Annotated in this window: 10 protein-coding genes; 2 read left to right on the forward strand and 8 right to left on the reverse strand. The window is 38.1% G+C overall.

What is annotated here, in order from left to right; genetic code table 11:
- Positions 1-276: 276 nt before the first annotated feature.
- From acnB to ACYQ0E_RS07475, 3 genes are all read right to left on the reverse strand, one after another.
- Positions 277-2850 carry a bifunctional aconitate hydratase 2/2-methylisocitrate dehydratase gene (gene acnB / locus ACYQ0E_RS07465; protein ID WP_460187610.1) on the reverse strand — a complete coding sequence of 858 codons (2574 nt, stop codon included), beginning with the start codon at positions 2848-2850 and terminating at the stop codon, positions 277-279.
- A gap of 168 nt (positions 2851-3018) precedes the next feature.
- A complete protein-coding gene (locus ACYQ0E_RS07470) occupies positions 3019-4305 on the reverse strand; it encodes an Nramp family divalent metal transporter (protein WP_460187611.1) in 1287 nt (428 codons plus the stop codon).
- A gap of 296 nt (positions 4306-4601) precedes the next feature.
- The gene (locus tag ACYQ0E_RS07475; protein ID WP_460187612.1) at positions 4602-5771 is read right to left on the reverse strand and encodes a transcriptional regulator; all 1170 of its coding nucleotides are present in this window, start codon (positions 5769-5771) and stop codon (positions 4602-4604) included.
- 407 nt (positions 5772-6178) lie between these two features.
- Between ACYQ0E_RS07475 and exaC the strand changes: the two genes are divergently transcribed.
- Positions 6179-7699, forward strand: a complete 1521-nt coding sequence (gene exaC, locus ACYQ0E_RS07480) for an acetaldehyde dehydrogenase ExaC (protein ID WP_460187613.1) — start codon at positions 6179-6181, stop codon at positions 7697-7699.
- A 109-nt stretch (positions 7700-7808) separates the two neighbouring features.
- Here the strand turns inward: exaC and ACYQ0E_RS07485 are convergent, their stop codons facing one another.
- The gene (locus ACYQ0E_RS07485) at positions 7809-9419 is read right to left on the reverse strand and encodes an NAD(P)/FAD-dependent oxidoreductase (RefSeq protein ID WP_460187614.1); all 1611 of its coding nucleotides are present in this window, start codon (positions 9417-9419) and stop codon (positions 7809-7811) included.
- Between the two features lie 386 nt (positions 9420-9805).
- On the opposite strand from ACYQ0E_RS07485, the gene fdxA reads away from it, so the two are divergent.
- Positions 9806-10132, forward strand: coding sequence for a ferredoxin FdxA (gene fdxA / locus ACYQ0E_RS07490; protein WP_460187615.1), 327 nt, complete (start codon positions 9806-9808; stop codon positions 10130-10132).
- Positions 10133-10181: 49 nt separating this feature from the next.
- Here fdxA and ACYQ0E_RS07495 read toward each other — a convergent pair whose 3' ends face one another.
- The 4 genes from ACYQ0E_RS07495 to ACYQ0E_RS07510 all read right to left on the reverse strand — a co-directional run bounded on the left by ACYQ0E_RS07495 (position 10182) and on the right by ACYQ0E_RS07510 (position 13688).
- Positions 10182-11051, reverse strand: coding sequence for a DMT family transporter (locus tag ACYQ0E_RS07495; protein WP_460187616.1), 870 nt, complete (start codon positions 11049-11051; stop codon positions 10182-10184).
- A 21-nt stretch (positions 11052-11072) separates the two neighbouring features.
- A complete protein-coding gene (locus ACYQ0E_RS07500) occupies positions 11073-12224 on the reverse strand; it encodes a glycosyltransferase (protein ID WP_460187617.1) in 1152 nt (383 codons plus the stop codon).
- A 142-nt stretch (positions 12225-12366) separates the two neighbouring features.
- Entirely contained in the window at positions 12367-12993 is a 627-nt protein-coding gene (locus tag ACYQ0E_RS07505) for a MarC family protein (RefSeq protein ID WP_460187618.1), read from the reverse strand.
- Positions 12994-13118: 125 nt separating this feature from the next.
- A complete protein-coding gene (locus ACYQ0E_RS07510) occupies positions 13119-13688 on the reverse strand; it encodes a carboxymuconolactone decarboxylase family protein (protein WP_460187619.1) in 570 nt (189 codons plus the stop codon).
- Positions 13689-13725: the final 37 nt, after the last annotated feature.

A 13725-nucleotide genomic window follows, 5' to 3' on the forward strand; every position in this document is an offset into this window, starting at 1 on the left:
GGGTAATAGCCTGTAAAGAACAAGTAACTATCTTTAATTTTGTAAATAACTTGCCATTTTTTATTCTAAAAGATACATTTATACAAAGGTGTCTAAATTATCTAATGCAAATTTAACCCATCTAAATGCCTTTTATTGTACATATTTTTACTAAGTAAATAAAAGGAGTCAATAAAACGGTATTTTTAGCGCCGTTCATATCCATATATGCATACAAAAAAAACCGACTATAAAACAATTTATAGTCGGTTTTTAATTTGACGACAGCCTTAAAAGTTAAGCGACTGCAACACCAATTTCAGCTAATGTTTTTGGCGATTCAACATCATAATCAGCCATTTCATCAAACTGTAAATAACGATAAACGTCATTTGCCATAGTATCGAGCATAGAAACGTTATCCATATACTCTTTAACCGTTGGAATGCGACCTAAAGCAGAACATACAGCCGCTAATTCAGCCGAACCAAGATAAACATTTGCGCCATTACCTAAACGGTTAGGGAAGTTACGTGTTGAGGTTGAAAACACCGTGGCACCATCTGCAACACGTGCTTGGTTACCCATACATAATGAACAACCCGGCATCTCAGTACGCGCACCTACACGACCGTAAATACTGTAATACCCTTCTTCAATAAGCTGACGCTCATCCATTTTAGTTGGCGGTGCAATCCATAAACGTGTTGGCACATTACCCATGCTTTCTAACACTTTACCTGCCGCACGGTAATGACCAATATTTGTCATACAAGAACCAATAAAGACTTCATCAATTTTGGTATTTTCAACTTCAGACATTAACTTCACATCATCAGGGTCATTTGGACAAGCCACAATTGGCTCTTTAATTTCATTAAGATCAATTTCAATCACTTCAGCATATTCTGCATCGGCATCCGCTGAAAGTAATTCTGGGTTATCAATCCAAGCTTGCATCTCATCACGGCGACGTAATAAAGTACGAGCATCTTGGTAACCGTTTTCTACCATCCAATCAATCAACGCCATATTGGACTTTAAATATTCGGTAATTGGCTCAACACCCAACTTAACAACACAACCGTTAGCAGAACGCTCGGCAGAAGCATCAGACAGTTCAAACGCCTGTTCGGCTTTAAGATGCTCAAGCCCTTCAATCTCTAATACTCGACCATTAAAGCAGTTAATCTTACCTTTCTTCTCAACAGTCATTAAACCATCTTGAATCGCTTTATATGGAATTGCATTCACCAAGTCACGTAATGTAATGCCAGGTTGCATTTCTCCTTTAAAACGAACCAATACGGATTCTGGCATATTTAAAGGCATAACACCTAAAGCGGCACCAAAGGCAACCAAACCTGACCCCGCAGGGAAAGAGATACCAATTGGGAAACGAGTATGTGAATCGCCCCCAGTACCTACAGTATCTGGCAATAATAAACGGTTTAACCAAGAGTGAATAACACCATCACCAGGACGAAGAGCAACACCACCACGGCTTGTCATAAAGTCTGGTAATGAATGTTGTAATGTAATATCAACGGGTTTTGGATACGCTGCAGTATGGCAGAAAGACTGCATCACCAAATCAGCAGAAAAACCTAAACAAGCAAGTTCTTTCATTTCATCACGAGTCATAGCACCTGTTGTATCTTGAGAACCAACGGTGGTCATGTGAGGTTCACAGAACATACCAGGACGAACCCCTTCAATACCACAAGCTTTACCAACCATTTTTTGCGCTAAGGTATAACCGTGATTGGCTTGTGATTTATCTTGCGGACGAATAAAAATTTCTGACGGAGCTAACCCCATTGCTTGACGTGCTTTATCCGTTAATCCACGACCGATAATTAAAGGCACTCGACCACCAGCACGCACTTCATCAGGCATCGTATCTGGAGCTAATTCAAATGTAGAGATGGTTTCACCTGCTTCATTTGTTACTTTGCCTTCGTATGGGTGAATGGTAATCACATCTCCCATGTTCATAGCACTTACGTCACACTCAATCGGTAAAGAACCTGAATCTTCCGCCGTATTAAAGAAGATTGGTGCAATTTTGCCACCCAAAACAACACCACCTTGGCGTTTATTTGGTACATAAGGAATATCTTCACCAAAGAACCACATAACCGAGTTCATGGCAGATTTACGTGATGACCCTGTTCCTACAACATCACCAACATAAGCAACAGGATGTCCTTTTTCTTTTAAGGACTCCATAACATCACCCACATTTTCAATACGTGCCGCTAACATTTCTGTCGCGTGAAGAGGAATATCAGGACGTGACCAAGCTGCTGTAGCAGGCGAAAGATCATCCGTATTAGTTTCACCTTCTACTTTAAAAACGGTCACAGTAATTTTTTCTGGCATTTTTGGTTTAGCAAGAAACCAATCTGCATCAGCCCAAGACTGCATGACTTGTTTTGCGTAATCGTTAGTCTCAGCTTTTGCCGCCACATCGTGATACGCTTCATATACTAATAATGTTTTAGATAAAGCGGCTACAGCGGCTTCAGCAATACTCGGTTTATCACTATCTAATAAGCTGATTAAAGGCTGAACGTTATATCCGCCCAACATGGTGCCTAATAAGAAAGTCGCTTGTTCAGCAGAGATTAAGTCATTGGCAATTGTGCCATTTGCTACATCCGCTAAAAAACTCGCCTTAACATAAGAAGCCTCATCCACTCCAGGAGGAACACGGTTGGTTAATAAATCAACAACAAAAGCTTCTTCGCCCGCTGGTGGGTTTTTAATTAGTTCTACTAATAAAGCAGTTTGTTCCGCTGTTAAAGGTAACGGTGGAAGACCTTGTTCTGCACGTTCAGCAACGTGACTACGGTAGGCATCTAACATGATAAGACTTCTCCTAAAAAATAAAAATTTAACTGTGGTTATTTTAACACAGACAAATACAAACACGATAAGCGTGTGGAGCCTTAAACCCTCAAAAAGTGTATTTTTATTCTAGGAGTTCACTAGAAAAGAGAAAATAATATAAATTTTAGATTAAACGATTCTCATTTAATGCAATACCATCGCACTTACACCATCCCACGCCAACATCAACAATAACCATAAATTGAGCACAACAATTAAAATCGTTGTACTCCAAGCAATCGTTTTCATTAAAGAAGTATTAACTAACTCCCCCATTAAGGCAGGATTAGAGGTCAACATAACTAAAGGAATAATTGCAAAAGGCAATTGAAGCGATAAAACGACTTGAGACATAACTAATAAACTTAATGGACTGGCACTTAATAAAATAGCAATTGCAGCCGGAATCATAGTTGCCAAACGAATATACACACGTATTTTTAAAATATTAATTGGACGCTTTTTAAAAAATGCTTCAAAAACAATTTGCCCAGCTAAAGTTCCTGTAGTCGAACTGGCAATGCCAGAAGCTAATAATGCAATTGCAAACGTTAAAGCGGCTGCATCGCCTAACAAAGGCCCAAGCGTTTTATAGGCTTCATCTATATCGGTAATTAACAAACCTTGTTCATGAAATGCCGCCGAAGCCATAATTAGAATAGCTGAATTAACCAACCATGCGGCCGTTAACGCTAAAACGGTATCCCATTTCATCATATTGTAAAAACGTTTGCGTTCAATGAGTGATTGACCTGCACCAGAGCGGCGAGTAATGACTTGATGAGAATGCAAATATAAATTATGTGGCATAACCGTAGCGCCTAAAATACCCATGGCAATAAACAGAGCCGTTGTATTAAAAATGGTTGCATTAGGCACCACTAAAGCTTGCGCTACATTTAACCACTGAGGTTGTGCTAACCAAAGTTCAATAACATAGCCCAAACCAATGGTTGCTACAAAGGCCAAGATAGTCATTTCTAGCCATCTAAAGCCAAAACGTTCTAACCATAAAATAAATAACACATCAAAAATGGTTAAAAAAATCGCCACCACTAACGGAATATTAAATAATAAATTTAGAGCAACGGCTACACCCAAAAATTCCGCTAAATCGGTGGCCACCATCGCCAAAGCAGCTGAAGACAATAGAAAAGTACCCGCTTTACCTGGATGTTCAATGCGTATTAATTGCGCCAAATTTTTGCCTGTTGCTATGCCGAGTTTTGCACTAAGAACCTGCATTAAAATCGCGATTATGGAAGCAAGCGTAATGACCCATAATAAATCGTAGCCATAGCGTGAGCCTGCTTCAATTGAAGTTGCCCAGTTTCCTGGATCCATATACCCAACTGAAACTAAAAATGCTGGCCCTATAAAAAACCAAAATGACTTATTGGATGATAATGTCTGAGAAACCGGTGAATTCATATTAGTGTAAAGTCTTTTTTGTTAATTTTATTGAATGCTTTAAAGAGTTCATCAACCTTTAGAAACTAACTTTGAGGACTTGGTATTATGAACTTAGGTCTGCTTAACCAATAGATTAGAACTGGTTAATAAATAAGTTAGGTATGGCTAACTTATTTATTACTATACTCAATTAAATTAAGAAATCTATAAGAAAAGAATGAATAAATCATGTAGCTGAACAAGCGGATCGCTTATAAAAATAGAGATGGGGTTTTAAAAGAAGGTAACGAGATTACAATTTTAAAACCTAAGCTTTAAGTTGTGATCAATTCAACTAATCGTTCACGAACCATTTCATTACCCGACGTTTTGTTACATAGCTTTTGTAAAAGTAATTTGGGTTCTTCGCAATTTTCTAGCATTTTTCCCATTACTGCCTCAATGCTATAACGCCACTCTTCCAGCTCAGGAGATTCGGATTGCGCCAATAAAGGCCCTTGATAAAGTGCAAAAGCTTCTTTTGTATTTTGCTGTTGTAACGCTTGCCAAATTTGAATAAAGTCAGACCATACGGGCACTAACAGCCGATAAGGACGAGAGCCAATAACACCATCTAACAAATGACGCAAATGACAAAGTTCCGCTTTTAGAGTATTTATAGAAATTGGCGCATCACCATATAAAGCGGCATGAAACGTTTCTAAATTAAGTCCTTGAGGATGCAAAGCAAGCAAACACAAAATTTCAACCTGCCGTTTACTTATACGTAAAGCATTACCTCTAAAAATAACTCGCATTTGTCCAAGAGCATAAATTTCTAATTCAGCTTTTGGCTTAGCTACTGGCAAACATAAAGCTATATTACGTGCTAACTGAGTCACACCCGCTTGCCCTAAAGAGGTATGGCGTTTCCATGTGGTAGACATATCTAAAATCCCCATACATTCACCCGATTGTGGATGAATAATCGGAGCGGCATAACAAACCCAGTCATGTAAAAAAGATTGATAATGTTCTGATGAAAAAACAGTAACAGGCCTACGGAGTGTTTTTGATAAACCAATTGCGTTAGTACCAATTGATCGTTCATCCCAATTTCCACCTGCATGAAAGTTTACCGATTCTGCACGACTGCGCATGTGTTGGCTCGCATAGCTCCACATCAAAAAACCATTTGGGTCTGCTATAGCCGCAACCAATTCTCCTTCACGAATCAGCTGCATCATATTGGCTTGCTCTTTTTGTGCGGCAATAGAAAGAGGCGAATCACTCCAAGCTTTACGAGCCTGTTCTTCACCTTCATAAGGCGCGTAAGGCTCTCGGTAATCTACATTTGTAGCACTGCGTTGCCAGGATAAAGAAATATCTTCTGTTACCTCTGTTTTTAAAGGAGGTGCATCGTATTCCGTAAAGTGTTGCCAATTATTTTCTAGGATACTGCGTCGTTTTGACAGACTGTAATCAGTGAGTAAAGCTAAACTCATAAAATCCGCCTCCTTTATTTTGATTACAAAATTATAATCTTGTTACTCACTCTTTTATGATTGTATTTTTTATGTACCTAATATTTTTACTAATCACGATATAGGTATTATTTAACCAAACTCAACATTAGTCATCCCCCATCCAATTGACAACAAAGCATTCTGTAATTTGTTGTCTTCTACCTGAATAAAAATTTACCAACGATTTACCAACGTTTTACCAACCTATTGTCAATTAGAGTGTTGATTCCAACAAAACCACGTACTTATCGTCAAAGAATGACTTTAACAAACAATAAGGTTTTGTTTGATTTGTCTTTACATTGTTTTTACAAAATTAAAAATTTAGCTAACAGATGCAATGATTCTGTCTGCTTTATGAATGAACATCAAAGAGGATCTAATTCATGCAATATGCAAATCCAAACACCGCGGGTGCGGTAATCAATTTTAAAGAACGTTATGAAAACTTTATAGGTGGCGAATGGGTTGCGCCTGTTGACGGACAGTATTTTGATAATATTTCGCCGGTTACAGGAAACGCCTTTTGCCAAATTCCGCGTTCAAATGAAAAAGACATTAATCTCGCTATTGATGCCGCTGAGGTTGCCAAAGACGCTTGGGCAGAAACCTCTGTAACAGACCGGTCAAATATTTTATTAAAAATTGCAGATCGTATTGAAGCTAACCTTGAAATGTTAGCGATTGCAGAAACATGGGATAACGGTAAAGCCGTGCGTGAAACACTTAATGCCGATGTACCATTAGCCGCAGATCATTTTCGCTACTATGCGGGTTGCATTCGTGCCCAAGAAGGTGGCATTGGCGAAATTGATAAAAATACCGTGGCTTATCACTTTCATGAACCGCTTGGTGTTGTAGGACAAATTATTCCGTGGAACTTTCCGCTATTAATGGCGGCATGGAAACTCGCTCCAGCTATTGTTGCTGGTAACTGTGTTGTTTTAAAACCCGCTGAACAAACTCCAGCTTCTATTTTAATTTTAGCTGAATTAATTAGTGATATTGTACCGCCTGGTGTACTCAATATTGTTAATGGTTATGGTGTTGAGGCTGGTAAAGCATTGGCTACCAGCACACGTATTGCCAAAATCGCATTTACAGGCTCAACCCCTGTTGGTTCATTAATAATGAAATACGCTGCAGATAATATTATTCCGTCTACGGTAGAATTGGGTGGTAAATCGCCTAATGTCTTTTTCTCAGATATTATGAATCATGAAGATGCTTTTTTAAGCAAATGTGTTGAAGGTGCCGTGCTTGCATTCTTTAACCAAGGTGAAGTTTGCACATGCCCTTCTCGCTTACTAATCCAAGAAGATATTTACGATGATTTTATTGCTATGGTGATAGAACGTGCCGCACAAATTAAACGTGGTAATCCATTAGATACCGAAGTTATGGTAGGTGCGCAAGCCTCGCAAGAGCAGCATGAAAAAATTCTGAGTTATATGGAAATTGGTCGTGAAGAAGGTGCCGAAGTCATTATTGGTGGTGGAGTTGAATCTTTAGAAGATGAATATAAAAATGGTTTCTATATTCAGCCTACTTTATTAAAAGGCACCAATGAAATGCGAGTGTTCCAAGAAGAAATTTTTGGCCCTGTTGTTGCCGTTACCACCTTTAAAGATGAAGCTGAAGCGCTTGCCATTGCCAATGATACCGAATTTGGTTTAGGCGCTGGCGTTTGGACTCGTGACATGAACACCTCTTACCGTATGGGACGAGGTATTCAAGCTGGCCGAGTTTGGACAAATTGTTACCACTTATACCCTGCTCATGCCGCTTTTGGTGGTTATAAAAAATCAGGTGTAGGGCGTGAAACCCATAAAATGATGTTAGAGCATTATCAGCAAACTAAAAACTTATTAGTCAGCTATGACGTTAACCCACTGGGCTTCTTTTAATATACGATGCGAATGCATTATTAAGAATAGTATATTTTAAAGACTCATCATTTGTATCTAGTTAGTTTTAACCTGGCTAGATACAATCATTTTTAGACTTATTAAATCTTTATTTATTTGCTTCATTTATTGCTAAAGCCATCGCTTCGGCCACTTTAATTCCATCAATGGCGGCTGACATAATGCCACCAGCATAACCCGCACCTTCTCCTGCTGGAAACAATCCTTTAGTATTAATACTTTGATAGTCATCTCCGCGCTTAATACTTACGGGCGATGAAGTTCGAGTTTCAACCCCGGTTAATAAAGCATCTTCTCTAGCAAAACCTTTAATTTTTTTATTAAAAGCGAGTATCGCTTCTTGCAAAGCTTCACGGCAATATTCAGGCAGTATTTGGGTTAAATCGGTTAGTTTTACGCCAGGTTTATAAGATGGTTCTACCTTACCTAAATGATCAGATGGTTTATTCGATAAATAATCGCCCACTAACTGCGCAGGGGCATCGTAATTTTCACCGCCCAATACATAGGCTGCACTTTCCAATTGGCGTTGCAATTCAATCCCAGCTAATGGACTGTCACTTGGATAATCTTTTGGATCAATACCCACCACAAGTGCCGCATTGGCATTACGCTCATTACGTGAATACTGGCTCATTCCATTAGTTACAACTCGGTTTTCTTCAGACGTAGCGGCCACCACCGTGCCGCCCGGACACATACAAAAACTGTAAACTGAACGGCCATTTTTACAATGATGTACTAATTTATAATCTGCCGCACCCAAAATAGCATTGCCTGCATTTTTACCAAATAAAACTTTATCAATTGACGATTGATTATGTTCAACCCTAAAACCAATTGAAAAAGGTTTAGCCTCAAGATACACGCCTTTTTTATACAGCATTTCAAAAGTATCTCGTGCACTATGACCTGTTGCCAAAGCAATGTATTTAGACTGTATTTGGTCGCCATTGGCTAAGGTTAACCCAGTGACTTGTCCGTCTTTAATATGCAAGTCATCCACTCGTGAGTTAAAACGAATTTCACCGCCCAGCTCAATTAATTTGGCACGCATTTTTTCTACCATGCCCACCAGTTTAAAAGTACCAATGTGCGGCTTACTCACGTATAAAATCTCTTCTGGCGCACCCGCGTCCACAAAGTCACGCATGACTTTACGGCCATAATGTTTTTTGTCTTTAATTTGTGTCCAAAGTTTACCGTCTGAAAACGTACCCGCACCACCTTCACCAAATTGCACATTTGATTCGGTATTTAACGTTTTAGAACGCCAAAAACCAAAAGTATCTTTAGTACGTTCACGCACCTCTTTACCACGGTCTAACACAATCGGCTTATAACCCATCTCTGCCAATACCAGGCCTGCAAAAATGCCACAAGGCCCAAAGCCAATCACCACAGGTCGCTCTGTTAAATGCTCTGGCGCTTTAGCGACATACTTGTACGTCATGTCTGGGGTTATTCTAATGTTTTGATTTTTTTGATTATTTTCAAGAATCTCAGCTTCATTTTTAGTCGTAACATCAATGGTGTATAGCAAGCTAATTTGATTTTTACTTCGAGCATCAAAACCACGTCTAAAAACAGTAAAATCAATTAATTGATTGGCTTTAATATTGAGTGCTTTTAAGATTTCTTGTTCAAGCTCTGGGTCTTTGTGATCTAGTGGGAGTTTTATATTGGTGATGCGAATCATGGGGTATCCAAAATTTATGTTACTTGGCTATAGTAAAAATAAATAAACAAAACTAAGCGTTAAAAACACCTGTTAAACTAAATAACATCGAGTCGAGTCAGGTGGTTAATCTTGCAATTTTAGCTTAAATCAGTAGTATACTGACTCTTCCAAAAATGGCTGTTAGCATTGTTTTTAATAGCGGAATTTTAACAGAATTTAATACAATATGAGACCTTTGCACGAGTGAGGTACGAGGAAAAAATGCGATAAAATTTGCCTGATTGCGGCGAATAAAGTAGCTAATAGCTAGCTATTGGCAAATTATTCAACAAAAATCAGGTGAATTTTAACCATTTTTAACCGTGGCTTGACTTGTGCAAAGGTCTCTATAGCGAAGAAAGAACATGGCATTTGTTGTTACCGAAAACTGTATAAAATGTAAATACACCGACTGCGTAGCCGTTTGTCCAGTTGATGCGTTTCACGAAGGGCCTAACTTTTTAGCGATTGACCCCGATATTTGTATTGACTGCGATTTATGTTCACCCGAATGCCCTGCTGAAGCTATTTTTCAAGAAGATGCCCTGCCAGAAGGTATGCAACATTACCGCCAAATGAATAAAGATTTAGCGCAAATTTGGCCGGTGATTACTGAAGTTATTGCCCCGCCTGCTGATGCCGACGAATGGGATGGTGTTGCTGACAAAGAACAGTATTTAATTATTGAATAATGACAACTTTCACAACAGATCTTACCCCAGCTTTAAGCAAAACCCTTTTTTAATTTTTTATGACTTTACGAGTGATTAAAAAACCGCCTAATAAAATTGGCACTATGCCTATTAACTGATAAAGCGTTGGTGTTTGATCAAGCAACCAATAAGCTAAAAACATAGTCATTAGAGGGGCAAATGCAAATAACGCATTCACTTTAGTAATGGGTAATAAATGAATCGCTTCTACCCAAAAAAGTTTGGCTATAAAAAATACCAAACCACCCGTTAACACTAACCAAATCCACTGCTGTTGAATCAACTCTATACTGGATGACTCTTCAAATAGCGTAGCTAATACATAGATAAATGGCAATGCGATGATTGAACGAAGTAATAAAATGGTTTCACTTGAGACCTGTGCTCTCGCTTTTTTTTGATACAAATTAGCAATCGGTGCAATCATTGCGGCCAATAAAACCAATACGTCACCGAGATTAATAACAAAAGCACCCGGAAATAAAATTAACACAGCGCCTATCGTCATTAAAAAAGCCCCCACCGACTGCTTTGCACTTAAACTCTCTTCTTGGCGTTTACCTAAAAACAAATAACTAAATAAAATCTGTAAAAACAGAATAATCGCTACATTGGTTGCACTGGTATATTGCAAAGCCATAAAGGTTAGCGAAAACAATAAAGTAATAAAAAAGGTCGTTAAAGCCAAGTTTTTGTAGGCCGAGGTTACTTTTATTTCATACTGTTTACCTCGTAGAAACCACCAAATACTTAAGCAAAGAATAGTGACTAATAAACTATAAAAATACGCATGTAAAGCCCCTAATGCCTGTACGGTAAAAAAAGCAAAAATAGGAAACCACGCCTCTATTACCGTTAAGCTAATGGCATATAACTCGCCTTTCTGTTGTGACTTCAAAAATTATCCTTTTTAACTTATTCACTTACAAATCATTTTATGAACCTCTATAAAATGCGTAAACGAGTCTTCTATATTATATTGTTCTATATGTGCACGGCTTTTATCTCTCCAAGCTTGTGTCACATGTTCTTCAGTCATTGCATTATATAAAGCGTCAATCCAATCTTGTTTCTGGTTTGCCTGAATCACCAAACCTGTTTCATCTGGCAATACTAATGTTTGCGGGCCACCAATATCGGACACTATACAACCTATTCCGCTTGCTTGTGCCTCCATAATCACCTGCCCTAAGGTATCGGTAATAGATGGAAAAGCAAACACATCAGAACTGGCATAAATTTGTGACAGTCGTTGACCTACAATTGGACCTAAAAAATAGATATGTTTATCACGAAGTTTGTCAGCCCATTTTTTATACCGCCCTTCACCTACCAAAATTAAATCCGCTTTTAATTCGGGATGTTTTGTCATCATCGTTGCCCAAGCATCGACTAAAAAAGGGATATTTTTTTCAATATTCATTCGCCCAACATACAGCACTTTTTTTCGACCATTATGCAAACCAAAATGCTCCCAAACTTCTGGCATTTTATGTTGCGGGTGAAACTTATCTAAATGCGTACCTGGCGATAATGCTGAAGCACGCTCAAACTCAATATTAAGGTCATTTGCCATAACTTCTAAATAATTTACTGAACGCGAAAACACATGAATAAACGGTTTATAAAAACGCGCCATCAGACGATCCGTTTGATGTTTAACCCATTTTATACCCGTTAAATCATACATATAAGCGGGAAAATCTGTGTGATAAGTGCCCACTAATGGATAACCAATTTTTTGGGCTATATTTTTAGCCTGCCAGCCAAAAGGCCCTGGTGTCGAGATATGTACTACATCCGGTTTTAACTGTTCAAGTTTGGCCTTTATGGCTTTTTTATTGGGTAATACCAAATCCATCTCTTGATAAAATGGCATGGGAATTCTAAATCGATAAGGTAAATTGTGAATATAAGGCTGTTCAGGTAAGGTTTTGCTGGTAGAGGTAACAATATGTATTTCAATATTGTGTTTATTGTCAAGATTATAAGCTAACTCGCCCATATCTTGAATAAAGCGCGACACACCATTTAAATCACCCAGCGTATCGGTAAAAAGTACTATTCTCATAATTTACTCAATCTTTAGTAAAAAAGATTATCTTAAAAGAGAATTTTTAGCCGAAGATGACACAAAAAAGAAGAGTTTATGAAATAAAACATTTACTTTTACCAGGCCTGGTAAAAGTAAAAACTTTTTTAGTAAACAGTGATTAGCTTATTAAAGCTTTTAAATCAAATGCCGTGGTTATTCCCTGTATTAACATTTGCACACCAATAACAGTAAGAATCAATCCCATTAATCTAGTTACAATACTTAAACCACTTTTGCCTAAATAACCGACTATATTTGAACTAAACATAAAACAAACAAAAGTAATTAGACACAGAACCAAAAATACCGATACCGTAATAGCAATACCGGTTAAACCACCCGATGCTGAATAATTCATAGCCGTAGCAATCGTACCAGGCCCTGCAAGTAAAGGCACGGCCAAAGGTGAAACTGCTACATCGGTATCATCTCGTTGTTCAGCTGAATGTAATTTAGAACCCGCTCCATTTAACATATGGTAACCAACAATAAATACCAAAATGCCACCTGCAATTCGTAAAGCCGGTAATGTAATACCAAATAAATTAAAAATAACATTACCTAAAACCGAGAACAAAAACACCACAACAAAAGTAATTGTTAATGCTTTAGTCGCTATAAGCATTTGATTAGATTTACTTTCATCACCAACCAGGCCTGCAAAAGCAGCGGTATTAGCAATGGGGTTCATAATGGCAAAAAAACCTAAAAATACCGTAATAATCTGTGCGTACAAGTCGCCCATAAAACATCTCTTTTAAATCGTATATTTATTTTGAAGTTATTCTGAATGACTATGACTCACTCAAGGGTCTTATTGTATTCCGCTAAATTGTAAAAGCCAGGTTTAATGCCAATTGATTTAACCTATTATTCTGGCCAACGGTAATCTGAAAATACACTATCAAGTTCTGTGGCAAAAAGATGGTTTGTATAATTACTTAATACTTTGACCGAAAGCGCCAATACAATAGAAAGAATATCTTTGTCTTCATAGCCCGCTTCATGAAATAAGGCTATATCATCTTTACTCGGGTTTCCTGCCGTCTTAACCATGGCACGTGTAAATTTATCTAGCGCCGCTAACTTTACATCCGGAATCTCTTTACCTGTTCTAATGGCTTGCAGTACATCTGCGGGTACACCAGATTGTTTATCCGCAATCCAACTATGAGCGCCCATGCAATATTCACAATGATTCACGTTATTTATCGCCAAAAAAATCACTTCTTGCTCTTGCGAGCTAAACCCCCCTTCAGAACGAAATGCCGCATACCCTTTAAGGTACATATCTAAAACAGCAGGTACGTTAGCCATATTTAAATACATATTTGGAATCATCCCCATCTGTTTTTTTATGGGATCCAAAACTTCTTTAGCGCGCCCCGTTGCTGTTTCGTAATTTACAGGTTCGAGTGATACTATTTTTTGACGTGTCATATATTGCTCCAGGACATTTAAGTCCATTATTAAATAA

Source organism: Thiomicrorhabdus hydrogeniphila (genome assembly GCF_054656895.1).